At 34.5% G+C, this 18,288-nt stretch carries 18 protein-coding genes and 1 pseudogene; 4 read left to right on the top strand and 15 right to left on the bottom strand.

The window, feature by feature from the left end; genetic code table 11:
• Nucleotides 1-90: 90 nt before the first annotated feature.
• The 12 genes from J2S19_RS19755 to J2S19_RS19700 form a co-directional block, all read right to left on the bottom strand.
• On the bottom strand, nucleotides 91-363 hold the full coding sequence (locus J2S19_RS19755; RefSeq protein ID WP_307345474.1) for a DUF3995 domain-containing protein: 273 nt from the start codon (nucleotides 361-363) through the stop codon (nucleotides 91-93).
• Nucleotides 364-505: 142 nt separating this feature from the next.
• A complete protein-coding gene (locus tag J2S19_RS19750; protein ID WP_307345473.1) occupies nucleotides 506-1,072 on the bottom strand; it encodes a Uma2 family endonuclease in 567 nt (188 codons plus the stop codon).
• A gap of 301 nt (nucleotides 1,073-1,373) precedes the next feature.
• Nucleotides 1,374-2,207, bottom strand: a complete 834-nt coding sequence (locus J2S19_RS19745) for a sugar phosphate isomerase/epimerase family protein (RefSeq protein ID WP_307345470.1) — start codon at nucleotides 2,205-2,207, stop codon at nucleotides 1,374-1,376.
• Between the two features lie 639 nt (nucleotides 2,208-2,846).
• Complete coding sequence (locus J2S19_RS19740; RefSeq protein WP_307345468.1) at nucleotides 2,847-4,676, bottom strand: phosphatase PAP2 family protein; 1,830 nt, start codon at nucleotides 4,674-4,676, stop codon at nucleotides 2,847-2,849.
• Nucleotides 4,640-5,380 carry a hypothetical protein gene (locus tag J2S19_RS19735; RefSeq protein WP_307345466.1) on the bottom strand — a complete coding sequence of 247 codons (741 nt, stop codon included), beginning with the start codon at nucleotides 5,378-5,380 and terminating at the stop codon, nucleotides 4,640-4,642. The genes J2S19_RS19740 and J2S19_RS19735 overlap by 37 nt, the downstream gene beginning before the upstream one ends.
• A 939-nt stretch (nucleotides 5,381-6,319) precedes the next feature.
• Nucleotides 6,320-7,039: an ABC transporter permease gene (locus J2S19_RS19730; protein WP_307345465.1), complete on the bottom strand. Its 720-nt coding sequence runs from the start codon at nucleotides 7,037-7,039 to the stop codon at nucleotides 6,320-6,322.
• Nucleotides 7,039-7,827 (bottom strand): ABC transporter permease, encoded by a 789-nt coding sequence (locus tag J2S19_RS19725; protein ID WP_307345463.1) that lies wholly within the window; start codon nucleotides 7,825-7,827, stop codon nucleotides 7,039-7,041. Before J2S19_RS19725 ends, J2S19_RS19730 begins: the two co-directional genes overlap by 1 nt.
• On the bottom strand, nucleotides 7,828-8,547 hold the full coding sequence (locus J2S19_RS19720; protein ID WP_307345461.1) for an ABC transporter ATP-binding protein: 720 nt from the start codon (nucleotides 8,545-8,547) through the stop codon (nucleotides 7,828-7,830).
• Nucleotides 8,548-8,993: 446 nt separating this feature from the next.
• Nucleotides 8,994-11,270, bottom strand: a complete 2,277-nt coding sequence (locus J2S19_RS19715; protein WP_307345459.1) for a lasso peptide biosynthesis B2 protein — start codon at nucleotides 11,268-11,270, stop codon at nucleotides 8,994-8,996.
• Nucleotides 11,270-11,515 carry an HPr-rel-A system PqqD family peptide chaperone gene (locus J2S19_RS19710; protein WP_307345457.1) on the bottom strand — a complete coding sequence of 82 codons (246 nt, stop codon included), beginning with the start codon at nucleotides 11,513-11,515 and terminating at the stop codon, nucleotides 11,270-11,272. The genes J2S19_RS19715 and J2S19_RS19710 overlap by 1 nt, the downstream gene beginning before the upstream one ends.
• A 43-nt stretch (nucleotides 11,516-11,558) precedes the next feature.
• Nucleotides 11,559-13,175 (bottom strand): asparagine synthase-related protein, encoded by a 1,617-nt coding sequence (locus tag J2S19_RS19705; RefSeq protein ID WP_307345454.1) that lies wholly within the window; start codon nucleotides 13,173-13,175, stop codon nucleotides 11,559-11,561.
• A 554-nt stretch (nucleotides 13,176-13,729) separates the two neighbouring features.
• Nucleotides 13,730-13,861 carry a putative RiPP precursor gene (locus J2S19_RS19700; RefSeq protein ID WP_307345452.1) on the bottom strand — a complete coding sequence of 44 codons (132 nt, stop codon included), beginning with the start codon at nucleotides 13,859-13,861 and terminating at the stop codon, nucleotides 13,730-13,732.
• A 297-nt stretch (nucleotides 13,862-14,158) separates the two neighbouring features.
• Here J2S19_RS19700 and J2S19_RS19695 point away from each other — a divergent pair, with 297 nt between their 5' ends.
• The 4 genes and pseudogenes from J2S19_RS19695 to J2S19_RS23755 form a co-directional block, all read left to right on the top strand.
• Nucleotides 14,159-14,872: a LytR/AlgR family response regulator transcription factor gene (locus J2S19_RS19695; protein ID WP_307345449.1), complete on the top strand. Its 714-nt coding sequence runs from the start codon at nucleotides 14,159-14,161 to the stop codon at nucleotides 14,870-14,872.
• A 130-nt stretch (nucleotides 14,873-15,002) separates the two neighbouring features.
• The gene (locus J2S19_RS19690; protein WP_307345446.1) at nucleotides 15,003-15,926 is read left to right on the top strand and encodes a sensor histidine kinase; all 924 of its coding nucleotides are present in this window, start codon (nucleotides 15,003-15,005) and stop codon (nucleotides 15,924-15,926) included.
• A gap of 54 nt (nucleotides 15,927-15,980) precedes the next feature.
• Nucleotides 15,981-16,136: a hypothetical protein gene (locus tag J2S19_RS19685; RefSeq protein ID WP_307345443.1), complete on the top strand. Its 156-nt coding sequence runs from the start codon at nucleotides 15,981-15,983 to the stop codon at nucleotides 16,134-16,136.
• A gap of 125 nt (nucleotides 16,137-16,261) precedes the next feature.
• Nucleotides 16,262-16,498: pseudogene (locus J2S19_RS23755) on the top strand (IS3 family transposase); the annotation flags it as partial.
• A gap of 378 nt (nucleotides 16,499-16,876) precedes the next feature.
• On the opposite strand, the gene lepB (J2S19_RS19680) reads toward J2S19_RS23755, so the two are convergent.
• The 3 genes from lepB (J2S19_RS19680) to J2S19_RS19670 all read right to left on the bottom strand — a co-directional run bounded on the left by lepB (J2S19_RS19680) (nucleotide 16,877) and on the right by J2S19_RS19670 (nucleotide 18,226).
• Nucleotides 16,877-17,212 (bottom strand): signal peptidase I, encoded by a 336-nt coding sequence (gene lepB / locus J2S19_RS19680; protein WP_307345440.1) that lies wholly within the window; start codon nucleotides 17,210-17,212, stop codon nucleotides 16,877-16,879.
• Complete coding sequence (lepB, locus tag J2S19_RS19675) at nucleotides 17,127-17,354, bottom strand: signal peptidase I (RefSeq protein WP_307345438.1); 228 nt, start codon at nucleotides 17,352-17,354, stop codon at nucleotides 17,127-17,129. Before lepB (J2S19_RS19675) ends, lepB (J2S19_RS19680) begins: the two co-directional genes overlap by 86 nt.
• Nucleotides 17,355-17,524: 170 nt before the next feature.
• A complete protein-coding gene (locus J2S19_RS19670; RefSeq protein ID WP_307345434.1) occupies nucleotides 17,525-18,226 on the bottom strand; it encodes a hypothetical protein in 702 nt (233 codons plus the stop codon).
• Nucleotides 18,227-18,288 lie beyond the last annotated feature (62 nt).

The raw sequence follows: 18,288 nt of genomic DNA, 5'->3' as shown, positions 1-18,288 counted from the left end.
CATTCCGAAATATAGTGGAAAAAGTAGCACATTATTTCAGATTTTCTCCTGGATTAATGTGAAAACAAGTATCTGGAATAATGTGCTCGATTACATTATAATGATACTTGACCATTTAGTAAAGGTATTTGGTGTAAGAAAGGGGATTAAATTGTTTTGAATTAATAATATAGAAGCCATACCCATTAAACCAATTGCAACAGCTAAAGTTTCAATCCTTCTCAGAGTAAATACAGTCCCACCTTCTACCTTCTCGGGTAATGAGAATTGGATACCCCATCTACCACCAAATAGCCAATAAAAATGCAATACGCTTAGTAAGCCTAATATGATAAATGATAAGTAAATGAATAGTTGCTGCATGTAACTACCTCCACTCTTAGTTTAACTCACCTCTATGATATTCAATATATGCCCCTTCAATCGATAGCTGACTAGTTGTTTTAAATAGAGGCTTTTTCTCCCCTATAAATTTCAATTTACCATGATTCATTATGCTATGTTCTTAACTCTTAAAAACATCCTCTATGTCTAATCGAAAACCTTCAAACAATCTTGATGTAACTTCACCTTTGTTTTTTTGGATATCATGTTGTTCATACATATATTCTTCATTGAGGGCATATACCGTTACTGCGTTCAACATTGGATTAACAATCCAATATTCTTTGACACCATAATTCATATAGAGATTTAACTTTGTAATGAGGTCATGTGACTGATTGGAGGGGCTTAGGATTTCAACAATTAGGCTTGGAACACCAACATATCTAGCTTCTGTAAAACCACTTTTATCACATATGATGCTAATATCCGGAATGACAATTTTTGTTCCTTTTACTTTTGCATTTTTTAATTCAATATCATATGGCGCATGAAATAACTCACATTGATTACCCTCAATAAAATTCCCAAATATGTTCTCAAGCTTTCTGGATATCCGTTGATGTTTTGTCGATGGTGATGGTGATATATAAACAAATCCATCAATATATTCTAATAACTCATCTGAGTTTTCACGGATTTGAAAATATTCATCTACTGACATAGAATCAGTACGGTATAAATTCATAACAGCTACCCCCTTTTCTCAAAAATCACTAAGTCAATTTTACCACATTTTATTGGAAATTCTTTACTCTTAGTTTATGATGTCTTCCAAAGATACTGAAAAGTAAATCAACGTAACATAAATATGACTACTCCTTGTCAAAAGGGGGTAGTCATATTTTAGAATACGTATCTATTAATCGGAATGGAAAAATCACCTTCACCATGTCTCAGATGTATGTTCTCATTAAGCCTTATATCATGCTGCCAATAAGATGAGTTACCAAAACTGTTAACAGTTCATCTTTATTCTCATATTAGCCTTAATTTCCCTCGTACTTTTCCTTTAAAAAGGCAATACTTCCATCAATATAAGGCTCCTGTGTACTTTCCATCAAAATATTAATATATGGCTTCTTCTCTTTCAATAATTTCATCACGAGATCATAATTTAATAGGCCTTTTCCAACTGGTGCAAATTTCAACTGGTTATCTTCTATAATAAAGTCCTTTGCATGTAAAACTGCCATTCTATCACTTAGTAACTCAAAAGCCTCTTGTATAATCTCATCTTGATTATTAAATGTTTCGACGGTTAATAAATTCACTGGATCAAGGATCACCTGAAGATTATTAGAATCGATATTATCTAACAGTCGTTTCATTACTTTCGAAGAATAAATAGGATGATTGACTCCCGCTTCTATTCCAACAATTACCCCAAACTTTTCCGCTTCCTTAACAAGCTCACGAACACTTTCTACTACTTCTTGAAATGGCTCTTCCTTAAAGTTTTCTTCAGTGTAGGACATTTCCGCATTCACATTACCAGTTTCAGTGCCAACAATACTACAACCAAAGTCTCTAGCGTATCTTATATGCTCCTTAAATCGGTCGAGCCCCTTCTTTCTTTCATCCTTGTCAGGGTGAATCATATTAATATAGCAACCTAATACTGCAATTTGGATATTTTTGTTTCGAAAAGCACTGCCGATATGGTGAGCCATCCCAGGACTTAAACTACCGTTTTTAGTATTAAAATCAAAGGATTTTGCAAGTGCTAATTGTACCCCTTTAAGTCCTTTATTAGCTATTACATTTACGAGTTCCTCCAACGGAAGCTTCTCGATATCATGTGCTCTAATACCGATGTTCATCATCTCTCCACCTTTTCCGCTTCTAATCTTTATTACTTAAATTTTGTAAAGCTATTCCAATTGTTTACGCTTTCAAACTCTCATATCAATTGTAGGACGAACGATCCCCTTAGTCAACATAATAAAAGATGTATATGATATTTTACGATATAAACAAACATTTTTTATATTTGTTTGTTTTTGTTTTTATATTTTCACCGTTTTGTGGCAAACCTTCCTGTTTCTACTCTAATAAAATACTTCCATATAAATAAGTCCAAATAAAATTCATATTTTCTTAAGGCTCAATGACAACAAAAATAAAGAAGAGGCTGAGACAAAAGGTTTTAAAAACAAGAAAAATACGAACTATTAGATGAGATTTCAATACATCCTTCGTGTTGTTTTTACAGGGTTAGCGTTCTGGTTGATTGCAGCACGAGTACTCGCTTTCCGCGGGGTGGGTGGTGAGCCTCCTGAGTAAACTCCTGTGGGGTCTCACCTCTCCCACGCATCCCGCAGGAGTCTTGCACTTCCGCTCCAATCAACCTTTACATAATTTGTAACATTGAACCCCTAAAAGTAATATTCGTATTTAACTAGGTTATTATTGTTATGTCCCAGCCTCTTTCTATCTGTTTGATTTTTACATATATTTATCTATACTTTTCTAGCTTTTCTATTTCTCATAAAGAGGAAGAACACGCCACTTAAGACAAGTAAAAACCCTGCTAATAAGTACTGATAATTCATAGTGGCAGTATCCGGTAGTTTTTTTCCATCAGCTGTCTTAGGCTGATGGTGCGACCCTGTTTCGACCGCTGCCTCTCCATTGGTAACGTCAGGTGTTACACTAGGTTGTTTGTTTGGAGCTTTTGAGTCCTCTGGATTTTCTGGATTATTTGTATCTCCAGGATTTTCGTTCTCGACTGGTTTATTTGAATCCTCAGGCTCTTCCGGATTAGCAGGTTTTTCCGGCTCTTCAGGATCTGGCGAAACCGGATCAGAAGTATCGTCAGCATTGATATGGGCAACAACACTATCTTCGTTATAGGTGACAGTTACCTCGTAATCATCTGCAGTTATATGATCGAATTTACCGTTCACCTTGTCAGCAGTCATTAATGTAATATTCGCAGCCTTGTCTATTTCATAGTTAGAAAGATCTAAATTCAGATCCCCACCATCAAGGTATACTAGTCCATCTACATTTAGTTGAGTTTTGTCATTATCGATTGCAATATCTAGGCTTCCAGCTTCCATTGTTAAGTTTCCGCTTAAACTAAGTGGTTCTTCTGCATTAACTAAAACTGTACCATTTTCTACATAAAGGTCACCTTCACCAAAAGCAGTCGCAGAAGTAGCTTCTAACGTTCCTTCTTGCAGCAATGTGCCTCCTGTATAACTATTACTTCCTGTCAATGTAAGTGTACCTGTCCCCTGCTTAGTAAGCATACCACTGCCACTTATATCATTTCTCCACCAATCATGGGCATTAAATCTTCCTTTTGAAGCATCCATATTTACGGTTACATTGCTTAAAAACGCACCATATCCATCAGATGCTGTTACCAAATCAAGTCTCCCCCAACCATTTGACTCATCTATTACAGGGTAGCCTGATTCAATTTCTGTCGTATACAATACTTCTCTACGTTGTTTATCAGTTAAGTAAGGTTGGCGAGTTTCCAATAAAACTTCGGCCCCTTTAGGTACGACAGGGTCTAAACCTTTTATACCTGTTTGAGGTAGTCCGTAAGTAAGCTTTTCCCGATAGAAAGCTTTATTTGCTTCATGATCTTCCCACTTTTCTTCATTGTACGCACTTTCAAACGTATATTCCTCTGTTACTGTATGTGCAAAATCGTATAAGCTCATGTTTTTTGATTCAGCTACTTTACCGAATACTTCTCCAGCATTTTTGTAAGCCTTATCCAATACCTCTTTGTTTTCAGGAAGATTGTATGAATAAGCAGTCATTGCTGTAGATTGTATTCTTGCTCCTATTACATCAAGTGGAGAGTGCATGCCACTCACTACTCTATTTTCTCCCATTTGAGCTGCTCTAGTTAAAAATTCAGCATATCTTTCCGGTGTTGCATATGCAAATCCGAATGTTGACAAATAAGCTGCACTTGTATGTCCGCTTGGAAAAGCTCCGTCTTTGCCTCTTCCGTCTTCCGCTTTTCTTTTTACATATTCTAATGCAGGAATTACTTCAACATTCGTTTCATATTGTTGGTAATTTCTTTCTCCTGTTTCTCTTTTACCACCTGAAGGCAATTCTTCTACTGTACTTTCACCACTACCGATTGTGGCCCATACAGGTAAACCATTCTCATCAACAACTTCTTTCACTTCTCCATTTGAATTCATTCTGTAAGGTCTTGGAGATGAGTAAAAGTACTTGGAAGGATTTGACGAAGAAGGATTCCTAAACCTAATTAAATGAACTAAGTCCATTGCATCTGATAGTTCAGTTCCTCCCATTGTCCCATTCCTTGGCTTTCGTCTTCAACAGTAGCTTCTTCCAATACTATTTTCATTTCCTCAGCTGATCTCACAACACTCGTGACAGGGTTAACGATGTCAACATATGTATTAGCTAAAGGCCCATAAGCTTCCATCATACTATAGATTTTATCCCGTTGATCATCATAGTAGGCAGCTAACGCCTCTTCGTCAGTTCTATTATTTGTAACATCTTCAACATATTTTATATTAGCTTTCCAAGTCTCTGGATCTCTGATTTCTTCGTTAGCATATGTCTTCTTATCTGCTACTACTTTTGTCTTATCATTTTTAAAACCATCAAAATAAACGGTCGGCCCGTCACCATAATTGGCAACCTTGTCATTTGCACCTGGTTTCGTTAACGCTGTTCCGTCTCTCCATTCAGGTTGATTCAGAGACCATACTTGATCAAAACCATCTAATATACTTATAAAAGGATTAGTCGCAGCAATATTCCTTAAGAGTGCATCATTAGCATTTCCGCCATTATCCACAACTGGTAAAGGTTGCTCAACTGCAGGAGGATTTGTATTTATTTCTCCCGTAGTCCCTTGTGGCTTTGAAGGTTTTGAATCCTCCAGACCAGAATTTTGACTAGCAGCCAGAACAGGAAGTTCAAAAGATGGCATAACTAGAACTGTAAGTAATAGAATGATTGTTACTTTTTTCATGAATTTCATCACTTTTATTCCTCCATTTCTTAGCATATTTTTAACTTACAGAGTTCACTTTAAGGAGTATTTGTTAAATGCATGAAGGGAAACTGTTAAAATTTCGTAAAATTTATGTAGAAATGAAGAGAATTATTACGGAAATTAGCGGATTTTGTTGCATTTTTTATAAAGTGGGACTTTATCAGTGAAAATTTTACACTCCTACTGATGAAAAGCAACGCTACACAGGATACTAATAACAGTAGTAAAACGTTAGAGATACTACTATTATCTTTCGAAACGTTGATTATCCATGTTTCTTGTACCTCTTGTTAGCGTTATTACACACCACACCTAGGTCTTGCTCCTATGAGAAATTAATTCAATAACATCAAGCGACGCGATTTTCCCCAGAAATCCTTTGTAATTGATAGACAATAATAGTAGGTAGCATCTTTTTAGACTTTTTATAATGGTTCTACTAAATACCTAAAAAGATAGGGATTGGCCGAACAAACGAGAAAGTCACAATATTGGCGGTTTTGACGGATACTTCACCATTTCAAGAAAACCAGTAAAGGATTATCAGTACGAACTAAGCATGCCTTACTCTCCAAAATACTGTAAAGCAAATCAATTCATCGTAAATAAGGACTACTCCCACTTAAAAAGGGATAGTCCATAAAAAAATATATGTCTATTGATCAGATTGAAAAAATCACTTCACAATGTCTCAGATGTTTGTGCTTATTAGCCTTACATCATGCCTCCAATAAGAGATATCTTTAATGTCGTGTATCAAAGGGGCTGCATATTAGGTTTTGCTGATTCTAAGGAGCAACATCCTTATCGGAAGTTTATTAATTTCCGAAGGTTAGTTAGCAAACTTTTAACAGTTAACTAATTATCAAGTTAGGTTTAATTCAGTACTTTACCCCTTCTGAGATAATCAACTTATTAAATAAGTTAACGAACACTACGATATAAAAATAACCATGCGGAAATCGCAACTAATAATATTGCCCAAGAAGATTGAACTACTAGTCCCGACCATTTATCCAAATAAATAGTTACCTCGGGTATTGTGAAAAGATTCATCGTAGCAAGAGTTGGTAAAAATTTCGCCGACTCAGATAACATAAACAACATTTGGCCTAGTCCTATAATAAGCGGAAGCATAATAGAAATCGCTGTGATCATTGATTTTGTCATTATCGATATGGTAGACGCAATCCAAGCTATTTGAATCCAACTAAGTATGCCAAGTGAAACACTTCCAAGCAATTTTAACATGAGAGCACTCGTCCATTCTATATCATGTTGAAATGAAAGAACGATTAATCCAAGTACACTCGAAACGATTCCTGTAAATACTACAATAAGGGTAACATTTAAAAACTTCATAAATAGTACTTTTTTTCTTGATGGTTGTGTAAGAAGTGTTGTTCTTAGAGCAGAGTGCGAATATTCTTGTCCAAAGTAAGCAGCACTGGCAATAACAATTCCAAGTTGGCCCAAATAGAGGGCCTGTAGGCAAAGATAAAGTACCCCCTTCTCTCCCTCTATATTAGGTATATCAGATATTATTAAGAATAGTAATGGAATGATAGTAGCTCCGATTATCCCTAAAACACACCAACCAAAAGTAAAAAACTTTGTTTTCTCACTACGGAGTGCAGCGTACATTAGTATTTTCCTCCTACATCTCTACGAATAAAAGCGACACTAGATGTTATTAAAGATAACATCACCCATACGAGCAGTATAATACCGCCTTTTAGTGGTTCATGTTCAAGTGGGTCTGTTGGTGTTGCGAAGAGAAGATTCCCCGCTGCCACTGGGAGATACTCTCCCCATTCCCACTTTTGTGCTAAAAAGTTCCCAAGGTTGAAAACTTGAGGAACTAAGAAAACTAAAGGTACGATGGCGTTTCTAAAAAACATCCCCATACCAAAAGAAAGTAAGGTTAGTAAAATCCAATCAAGTGCTGAAAATCCAATAAACTGCCAGGCTACTGTACTTAAACTAAATGGATTTAATCCTTCTTCGCCCAAACTAAAATGCATAATAGAAATTGTGACTATAATGGATAGAAATGATAAAAATGTGCTGCATATCAATAGTGCAAATACCTTTGAAAAAAACACTTGTATACGATTACTTTGACATAGTAAAGTTGTACGTAATTCATGATATTTATATTCACTTGCCCCTAACATTCCTCCAAAGACTACTATCGGTAGTAAACCAAATAATACGACTTCAAATCCAAGATAATCCAAAGGAGGAATTGCTTCTACTAATTCAGGGTGAGTTTCTGGTGTTGCATCTAAACCAATCTCCGCATAGCTTTTGGCTAATATTATTGCAAATAATGGTTGAACAACGACAACTAAAGTAAAAATCACCCACCACATTCTACTTGAAACAATCTTTATCAGTTCCGATTGTATCGTTCTAGGAAAAGTTTTCATTTATTGACCCCCTTCTTCCGTAAGAGAGAAAAATACGTCTTCCAATGATTCCAGATTCTTCATTACATAATGGAGCTCGCCTTGTGCTATTACTTTTCCATGATTAATAATAACTACATCATCCGCTACAGCCTCCACTTCAGAAAGAATATGCGAGGACAGTAGAACTGTTTTTCCTAAGTCTCTCTGCTGACGAATAAACTCTCTAAACCAACGAATACCTGTTGGATCAAGTCCATTGGTTGGTTCATCTAAAACAATATATTGTGGATCCCCCAAAAGAGCTGCTGCAAGTCCGAGCCGTTGTCCTTCACCCAACGATAAAGTTCCCAACTTAGCGTTGCCTTTCTCTGAAAGACCAACAATTTTCAATACTTCAGTTACACGACGAAAAGGTATGCCATTACTTTGTGCAATGATTTTTAGATGGGTTTTTACCTTTCTAGAAATATTGCCCCCTACACCGTCAAAAGCTGCTCCTACCACTTTCAATGGATTATCAAACGTTACATACCTTCTGCCACCAAAAGTTGCCGTTCCAGCTGATCGATCAAGCCCTAACAAAATACGTAGTGTTGAACTTTTACCTGCACCATTTGGTCCAAGAAAAGCTGTGATTCTACCTTGTTTTGCTTCAAATGATACGTCTTTTAAAATCTCTTTATCCCCATGTCTCTTGCATAAATGTGAAATAACAATATTATTTGTGTTTGTTTTCAATTTAAAAATCTCCTCCGATATTATTTTTTTAATATTGTTCTTATAATAATCTATCTCTTAAACAAATTTTCTCCTATGTAATAATCGGCAATTTGGATGTCATAAATAATTACAATTCTCAGTAGCCCCTATGTATAAGGGATAGTAGGGTAAGTTATTAACTTAAGAGTGGTAATTATAGATGAATTAGAACATAATCAGAGGATAAAACATTTCCAGGCCCTATTAAATACATAGGGGTGTTTTTGACTTTGCTTGGCTATGACGGGGCTAACAAAAAGACAAAAAAAGCCTCTCTTCGCTAAAAGATATAGTTAGGTCCTTGACTACTATATCAGCTGAACGAAGGAGGCATTTCCCAATGAAATAAAAAATAAGTTTTACAGAAAATTTAGATTTTGTAAATTTCAGTCGTTAATTTATTATTAGCTATTCTCCTAGTACCCTCAAATTACCTTGTCAAGGAATTGTTCTTTTGCTAGTTCTCTATATAACGGTACTTTATCTAATAACTCATTGTGGTTGCCAGAACCAACAATTCTTCCATGTTCAAGAACATAAATAATATCAGAATCAACTATTGTTGAGAGACGATGTGCTACAACAATAACAGTTTTAGACTCTCTCAATTTGTCTACAGCTTTTTTCATCACGACTTCATTTAAACTATCTAGATTTGATGTCAATTCATCAAGAAGTACAATCTTCGAATTTGATAAAAGCGAACGTGCTAATGCTAAACGTTGGCGTTCTCCACCAGATAATGTCATACCTGAATCTCCTATTTTCATATCAAGTTTATCAGGAGAACGTTCGATCAGGTAGTTAAGGTTTACCTCTTTTAGCACATCATAACATTCTTGATCAGAGACATCAGTATTTCCTATTAGAAGATTATCTCGTAATGTCCCTGGTAAAACAGGTGCATTTTGCTCCACATAGGTGATGAGATTACGAAGTTCTTCACGTGAATAACTTCGATGGTCTTTTCCGTCTACATAAATATACCCGCCGTCTGGATCATAGAATCTTTCTATTAACTGTAAAACAGTACTTTTACCTGCACCTGAAGGTCCTACAATAGCTGTGCGCTTTCCATATTCTGCACTTAGTGAGACCTCTTTCAATATCATTTCTGCCTCTTTTTGAGCAATATCCGCTCCAAACTCTAACTTTTTGTATCCAAAACTAACTTTCTCAAAAACCACCATTCCTTTTCGAGCTGAAGGATTAGATATGGTTGTTACTTTAGTATTTGTATCATAATCGGATTCTATAGCTAGATCTAATAATTCTCTAATTCTTGCAAAGGCTCCAAGTGATTCCCCTATTCCAGAAAAAGCACCAAAGATTTGCCCTACAGGTCCAATCATTATATAAAGTAATAAAGCAAAAGCAATTAAATCTTCAATCGTCATATAACCCATAGAAACTCGATAACCGCCAATACCAAGAACAATTAGACCACATATCTGTATACTCATATTTGAAATTGGTGTCATAAATGACTGTATTTTTGCTAAACGTATTCCTAACTTACGCAAATGTTCTGCCTGTTGCGTTGCTTTTTCCTCCTCTATGGAAGTAGCATTAGTAGAACGAATTGTTCGTATTGCATGTAAATCACGTTCAACAAGTTCACTTAGTTTTCCAAGTTCTTTTTGCACTCGAAAACTTGCCTTTTGTATTATATTACTCATAAAGAGGATTCCAATAAATGATAAAAGGATAGTTGCTAAAGCTGTTAAGAATAAAAAGCTATCTTTTAAAGCTAGACCTATTGCTGCACCAACTACAATAAAAGATCCACTGGTTAATGCAATTGTCCCTTGAATAAGAGCCATTCTTAGCCGTGAAGAATCACCACTAATTCGACTAAGCATATCCCCTACACTTCTATTGTCAAACTCAAAAATAGGAAGTCTGAACAAATGGCTAATTAAATTTGTTCGGGCTTCATAAACAACACCTTCACCTATTTTCTGTAACATATAATATTGGATTGTAGTTAAAACCATAGCTGTTGTTAGTGATAAAATAAGAAATACTAAAGAACTACTTATTGTAAAACCTGTATTTGATTGTTCTACTATATCTGCCACTAAGTTTGGTTGTAAAAGTGTTAAAGCTGCGCTTAAAATACCAAGTATTAATACCAAGGAGAATTCTAAATTATGTCCTTTAGTTAGAGCGAACAATTGTCTAATACTCGCTCTTGGAATATGTACAGGTTGATCCTCTTGTCCAAGTTCGTTAGGCTTCGAGTTATTACTTTCCAATTCCCCTTGTGATTTCTCCTCATTTTCACTAGTATTAGTTACACTTATAACTTTAGAATATGACCTTACTTCCTCCGGCTCACCAACCGGATTATTATTTACTTCAACCCATGCATGTGCCCTAAAAGGTTCCAAGGCGTATCCAGTGCACCAACTTACAGATCTTCGTTTTAACCAAGTCCCTACCGCTACTGCAAGTGAACGTCTAAGACACCCCTCTTGACTGCGACATCTCCTACTCACTGTACAAACTGCATCACGAATAACCTTAACTTCTTCCTCTGTAGCTGGTGGATATTTTCTTACTAATCTAGATAATATCTTTTCCATCATTCTTGGACTTAACCAATTCAAAGGTGCTGATAGAAGTAGAGCTAGTCTAGCAAGCCAGATCGCCCCGGTTGATACTTCTTCTGGTTGCTCAGGAAAAAGAGGTATATTCATTATGTAAGTCCCACCTCTCTAAGCATTGAAAAAAAGTCATTAACATCTTCCTCCGCATTAGCTTTCTCCAAACCAAATGTTTTTTCTAATTCCGCTACTAATTCACTCTTGGTTTTTCCTTCAGCTATTCTTTCAATTAATAGTCTTCCAACATGATTTACTTGGAAATATATTCCGCTCCTTTTTTCAAAGATTACTGCTCCATCATCTTGTTCAATTATTTTAAGTTCTCTTTTCGCTTTCATAAATTTGCCCCCTTTCCCAGTTAATATCTTCACTTGTAATACATTAACTAATTGCATTATGAAGCCATCGCTCAACAGCAGTTAATCTTTCAAAGTCTGCAATACGGTCACCTAAAGCAGTTGGCAAAGATAATACATTAACAAGTATCTCGGGGTCCACAATGCCTAGTTCAACAACTTTGAATTCTCTAACTAGATGAATATTCTTTTTAACTGCTTCCTTATATGCATTGTATAAGAATGTTGAATAATCTCCTTTAAAACCTCGTGTAAATACTTCAATAGGAACGATCCCTTTTGTAGCTTTATATAACATAGGTTTAGTAATCCTTGCATCTGAGTGATACCGTATTGGTATAGATAGTGCATACTCAATAATCTTTGGATCTAAAAACGGCGCTTGCCAATTTATTTTACTTCCGTAAATATTATTCAATTGACTTACTACATGCCTTTGAAACAGTAATGACTCTATTGCTTGATGCTTAGAACGGTCAGAATCAAGTCCTTCAGGAATTTCCTTTACAGTTTCCATCGCAATTTGGTAACTTGGAGAATAATAATCTTTTGACAGCCATGATGGGATTGTAATTTTTCCGAACCAAGCCAAATCAGACTCTTTCCTCCGTGGTTTAGCTTGGCCAAATCCAATTTCTATTTCTTCTTTCAGTACATCTTTAAAGGATCTATTATCTATTAGATTAGACACACCTCTTAAATATGATATTCTCGTAAGTAAGCTATATCGGAGGCTAAACGATAAACTACGCATTCTGTTCTGCCTTACAAAAGTCCACGCATATGCTGGCATACGGGTAAATAATTCATCGCCACCAAGACCTAAGAAATGAACAGAATCTCCATAGTTATCATTAAATTTAATTATATTTTCAACATACCCCTCTGTATCTGCCCATATTACTGGAGATTCTGGAAGAATTGAACCTGAGTAGGGTAAGTCTGTTTCAAATCTCCGACCAGTCTCACCGATTGATGGCAATAAATTTAACGATTCATACATATCGTTCGCAAACATACTAGCCCACTTCGTATCATTATTGGATGTACTATCTGTTCTTGCATGATACAGCTTGATATTTGTATTTTGTGCCTTTAAAGCATATGCTATTGTAGCTGAATCAACACCTCCAGAGAGGTCGGTAGATACGTTAGAATAGCTACTAGTATAAAACGTCAATAATTCAAAAAATCGCTCTCTTATATTTTGGAGCGTTAATTCCACATCATTATTTAGTTCTGGAGGTATCCATGTTTTGTATTCTTCAAGTTGTGGACTTTTTCCACCTTTCAGAATACAAAATGGTTGGACTTTATTCACACCTTCCCACATCGCTACATTTTGGAAGGGATAAAATGGTAGACTACCAATCAAATTCAATGCTACTGCCGACTTTGATATATCTAAATTGCAATATCGCGCAATCTCACTCGCCGAATCACTAATGATTAATCTGTCATTTAGCCTATACCATGATAAAGAAACATCAAATAATGCTCCGCCTACAATAAATTCTTCGTGATTAACTAGCACAAAAGATCCTTTAGTGATATTTTTTTGAAAAGTTACCGCCAATTGCAACAAATCAAATTCTCTTGCATCCTGTATCTGGTTAGCAACATTTGGATACTCAGATGGCAAACAATATATCTGTAAGTTACCTTTAGAATGCTTAACATACTCATATTTAGAAATAAGCAAAATGCTTACTGATTCTGTATTTATATTTACTTCAAATGGAGCTTTATAAGACTCTAATTTTGTTAATCTTTCTTCTATTAGAATGAAAATAGCCTCCTCCCATCTTACTTAATTTTCAAATACATTTGATTTTTTAATAGGTTGATATTGTACTATGATAAAAATAAATACAATTGCAACAAACTAGTATTCATTGTTGTCCTTGGGTGACATAATAAATATTTTTACATAAGAAGCTGATTTTTTATTGAAAAAGTAATATTCTATAATAGCAATCTTACTCTTCTCCTCTTACCTGAGTAATATGGGGAATAACACATTGATTTTTTAGAGGTATTCCTTATTTTATGTTCGAATTAATATACAGTAATACTTTGGATATGATTATATAAATATAATATCAATATAATTATATGAGATTTTAAAAGTATTGCTTTTACAGAATTGTGGTCATTAGACAATTTAGAATTGCCCAATGACCACTTTCCATAAAATTAATAAACAATAGCAAATACTGCTTTACCACCAAAAACATCTGTGAATTTACCAAACCAAACACCTTTAGTGGACTCTTTAAAACCAGCTACTTTTTCAATAGTTGGTTTTGCATACACAACGTTTGTCATTTAATTTCCCTCCTTTCACTAAATAAGCAACAAAATACTACAAATAGAGACTTATTTCCCCTATTCGCTATAGTCATAATAATCCATTTTTTTCGGAAGATGTCCTACTATGTAACAATATGCAAGTTATATGTAATAATATGCACATTATGCCAATTCCATACAATTTTTTAGGGGGGTTTTTAAACTTATAATAATTTTGCTAATAGACTGTTTTATGAGATAGTTATCGGTAGTAAAGTGTTGACATACTCTTCCATAATCACTAATATTTACTATGTATAAAGGAGTGATACAATGGTATTAAAGGTTGCGATATGCGATGATGTTTCTGTTAATGCTAAAACAATTGAAGATTTAATGCTAGAATACGACTCAGCGTTATTTGAAATTGATATATACTTTAATCCGCTTCGATTAATTGAATCACTTAAAGACAATACATATGATATGTATTTTTTAGATATTGAATTTCCGAATCTATCTGGAATAGAGATTGCCGAGACCATTAGAGAGAACAATTATACTTGTCCAATTATCTTTATTACTAGTTTCAAAGAATATATGGAAAAAGCTTTTAAGGTTAACACGTTTGATTACATCTTGAAACCAATAACAAAAAACAAAGTATTTCCTGCCTTGAATCGCGCGATCAAATATTTAGATTTAAACGCATCAAAATTTATGTTTACATTTAACAAAGCTTTTTACAGTCTGCCGTTTAGTGAAATTGTTTACTTTGAAAAAGACAAAAGGAAAGTATTTATTCATACACCATCTGATGTATATGAAACATTACTTCACACAAAAGCGCTTTTATCCAAAATTAATGAAAATTTTGTACAGGTTCACACCTCGTTTATTGTTAATGTTCGATATGTAAAACAAATTAGCAATAATACAGTTACTGTTAATATACGTGATAAACAAACTATAGAAATACCAATAAGTCGTAAATTTAAGGATAATGCGAGGGAACAAATTTTGATGAGATTAAGAGACATTATATAATGAATGGAAATTACTATTGAATTATTCAAATTGAACAACTTCTCATCTATTCTTATCAATATCTTCTTCACTGGATTATAGTTTTTAAGGTTAGCAGGGATTCAAATGTTTGTGGTTTAGGGGGCTAGGTATGGCTTTATTATTAATACTAATTGCTGAGGCGGTCCTTATTATGATTATTCTTCAAAAATGGAAGTTAAAGAGCCCTACAAATATTTTTATTCTAATGATAATATTCTCTATTCCTGTAATATCATTACTTCTATTAAGTACTGCCGTATTATCTGAATTCCAAATTACTCAACCTCATTTTATCTTTATATTAATTGCTGCTTTTATTATCTATATGAACATATGTATACTATATCTATATATAACCCTAGGAAAATATTATAAAAAGCTTGAAAAAACGACCACACAAAAAAAAGTATTTGAATCAGAATTGAAGTATTTCAAGCAATTAAAGGATTCACAATCTAAACTATATTCCATGAAGCATGACTTAAAAAATCAATACATTGTTCTATTGGGAATGTTAAGCCAAAAAAATATTGCTGGAGCTGAAGAATATCTTCAAAACTCGATACAAAAAATCGAACACAGTGATTACTTTTTTACAAATAACTATGTATTAAATTATTTTTTGAATGAAAAAGCTTCTATTGTTGAAAGCAATGGAGTAAGATTAGACGTTAAATCTTTCCTTTCTGAAAATATTAGTTTAGATACTGATATTCTAGCGATTGTGTTAGGAAATTTAATAGATAATTCTTTAAACGCTGTCTTACGCTTATCAAACTCTGAAGAAAAAAAGATTTCACTTCTCATTAAACAATTTGATAATAACCTACTTATCGAAATTTCAAATCCATTTGATACTGCAGAGCTAGAGACTCGAAAGAATAGACGCTGTGAGGGAATAGGAATTAAGAATGTGAAAAAAGTTATAGAAGAGCATGGCGGGATTTATAATCAATGGATCCAAGATAATCAGTATATTGTAAGCATACTTTTACTCAACGTATATGAAAATAAAGATGAAAAATTGGAATAAGCTTCAACCGCCATTATCCGATTCTTGACCTTTATAACGGAGAAATTCTTGCGCTTGGAATCGAAACGCCCAACGTTGGATCTCGTCATGGAACCCTTAGAGGAAACAATAGAGTTCATAAAAATCACGCAACCTACCGTACGACCATCCATTCAAATCAAGGATGGCATACCAGCACAACAAATGGGTAAAAACAATAAAGAAGAATAAGATATTCCAAAGAATGACACGGAAAGCAACATGCGCAAATAATGCCTCGATGGTGAATTTCTTTGGCATTTTAAAGCAAGAAATGTATTATGGGGAAAAACTAGTAAGCTATGAAGATTTAAAAAGAAGAATATATATACTGGTATAACAATGAACGATCAAAAGAAAAATTGACTGAACTGAGCCCTGTTAATACCGAACTCAATCCAGCCAATCAGCTGCATAATAAAACTCTAACTTTTTGGGGAAACCATCTTGATAATAACTCAACAGAACTCTTTTTATATTTTATAATATCGATGGTTTTCTCGGTGTCTAATGTGAAGGATTCTCCACAAAATACTGTTATGCCAATGTTTTAAAGCTATTACATCATGCCGCCCGTAGTCTGCTAGAGTGTGATATTGTTAAAATTAGGTACAAAAGTGCGGTAAATCAACACTTTGGATGTTTTTGGTTGTAACATCTTTAACGGGGATTTACCGTTTTTTATGGGGTTGCGTTAGCAAAATGTTAGCAGATTCAGAGACGAAACCATTTCTAAAATACAAAATAAATTATCCTCACACTTAAATTGAAATATTTATTGCTTCATCAACTTCAATTTTTGGGGATCGAAATAGCCTCAATCGGCCTTACCCTGGCTACTTCCCTCTTATTTTTGGAGAATTATGAACATTCGATACATAGCTTTCCGTGTTGATCCATTCTTCTTTTGGTAAAAAATTTGAAGAGAACGATTACAATGGGAATCTATGAACAAGGGTAAGTTGCTCATGAGCGGACACGATGGGCATCTCTCTTTGAAAAAGGAACACCATTATTCTGGGCATTCCTAATTCTACTTCACCGATAACCGCTTCATCATGTAAAAATCCAAAAGCTCGACTATCCTTACTATTTAAGCGATTATCGCCCAACACAAATAATGATCCTTCAGGGACTCTTGTTTCACCCGTTACTTCTTCTAGAGTAAAGTCACCCATTATCTTACCAAATGTATGATCCCCTTTCTCTAAAATTGAATTCCTCCGTTGGACTTCCATTAATATAAAGGACTTCATCTTTTTCTTCAACCGTATCTCCTGGCAAACCAATTACCCGCTTAATATAATACTCATTGGCATCTGGCGCATCAAATACGATAATATCGAAATGTTGAATATCAGAAAATTTACTAACAATTACTCTGTCATGATTTTCAAATGTAGGTAACATAGATTCTCCCAAAACAACCGAAGGCGAGAACAAGAAACTACGAATGACAAAAGTATTATAACTGAACTACCAGTGATTATATCCAGGAATAAACTTCATCGACTATATATTTTTTTCTTTTGCTCCAATCGTTTCCCTCCTTATATATGTTTATCAAACTTCAACATGGATTATTTTAGTTTTGCTAGCTTTAAAAACAACATGACTAATAAAACCGAGTAAATGATGATCCAGATAAAAGGAAATATCGTTAGTTCTGAGATGCTTTCACCACTCCAATCACCTAACGGATTTTGTGTAATCACTGCCGGTGGGAGGATCCAAACTATGTTTTTAAAGGATGGCGGTAAATAATTATAAATTCCTAAAGCTGCTATTGAAAGGGTGACGATAAGTGAAAGCCCGCCATAGGAATTGACTTGGTTATCCATTAAGCCTTTACTAAATAAGCTTGCTACACAAATACCTAAAGTTGCTAATAAACTATGATTAGCCAATGAAACTAAACCAGTAGATAACGTAACAGGTTCCTTGAACATATCAAAAATAATAGGATATAGGAATGCATACACTGTCAGAACCATTGCAACAAGCCACACTGACATTAATTTAGAAAGATAGTAACGGTTTCCACTTTTCATATGAAGAATCATCAATTGTTTTTGTACAGACGAATCCAGTGATAAAATGCTTATACACAGCCAGGCGGATACGATGTATAAAATTAATGCCGTTACCGCATAACTACCAATAACTGGATTAGGTTTATATGTATAAAAAATAACAATGAAAATAAAATAGGTTGAAACAGGCGGGAAATATTTATAGGAACGGATATAATCGTGCAAACTATACTTAATAAGTTCTTTCAAAACAATCACTCCTTCTGTACGACAGACCATGATGATGAGTCAACAGTGATTCAAAAGGATTT

Source organism: Metabacillus malikii (genome assembly GCF_030813355.1).
In the GTDB taxonomy this organism is placed as follows: Bacteria; Bacillota; Bacilli; order Bacillales; family Bacillaceae; genus Metabacillus; species Metabacillus malikii.
Note: the sequence above shows the minus strand (reverse complement) of the source record. Positions and strands in the feature narration are given on the sequence as shown.

Excerpts from the sequence above, each read along its gene's own strand:
- J2S19_RS19750 (WP_307345473.1), bottom strand. The coding sequence starts at position 1,072 with ATGAATTTATACCGTACTGATTCTATGTCAGTAGATGAATATTTTCAA.
- J2S19_RS19695 (WP_307345449.1), top strand. The coding sequence starts at position 14,159 with ATGGTATTAAAGGTTGCGATATGCGATGATGTTTCTGTTAATGCTAAA.
- lepB (WP_307345438.1), bottom strand. The coding sequence starts at position 17,354 with ATGTTACCTACATTTGAAAATCATGACAGAGTAATTGTTAGTAAATTT.
- J2S19_RS19700 (WP_307345452.1), bottom strand. The coding sequence starts at position 13,861 with ATGACAAACGTTGTGTATGCAAAACCAACTATTGAAAAAGTAGCTGGT.
- J2S19_RS19690 (WP_307345446.1), top strand. The coding sequence starts at position 15,003 with ATGGCTTTATTATTAATACTAATTGCTGAGGCGGTCCTTATTATGATT.
- J2S19_RS19725 (WP_307345463.1), bottom strand. The coding sequence starts at position 7,827 with ATGAAAACTTTTCCTAGAACGATACAATCGGAACTGATAAAGATTGTT.
- J2S19_RS19735 (WP_307345466.1), bottom strand. The coding sequence starts at position 5,380 with ATGAAATTCATGAAAAAAGTAACAATCATTCTATTACTTACAGTTCTA.
- J2S19_RS19745 (WP_307345470.1), bottom strand. The coding sequence starts at position 2,207 with ATGAACATCGGTATTAGAGCACATGATATCGAGAAGCTTCCGTTGGAG.
- J2S19_RS19730 (WP_307345465.1), bottom strand. The coding sequence starts at position 7,039 with ATGTACGCTGCACTCCGTAGTGAGAAAACAAAGTTTTTTACTTTTGGT.
- J2S19_RS19740 (WP_307345468.1), bottom strand. The coding sequence starts at position 4,676 with ATGGGAGGAACTGAACTATCAGATGCAATGGACTTAGTTCATTTAATT.
- J2S19_RS19715 (WP_307345459.1), bottom strand. The coding sequence starts at position 11,270 with ATGAATATACCTCTTTTTCCTGAGCAACCAGAAGAAGTATCAACCGGG.
- J2S19_RS19755 (WP_307345474.1), bottom strand. The coding sequence starts at position 363 with ATGCAGCAACTATTCATTTACTTATCATTTATCATATTAGGCTTACTA.
- J2S19_RS19710 (WP_307345457.1), bottom strand. The coding sequence starts at position 11,515 with ATGAAAGCGAAAAGAGAACTTAAAATAATTGAACAAGATGATGGAGCA.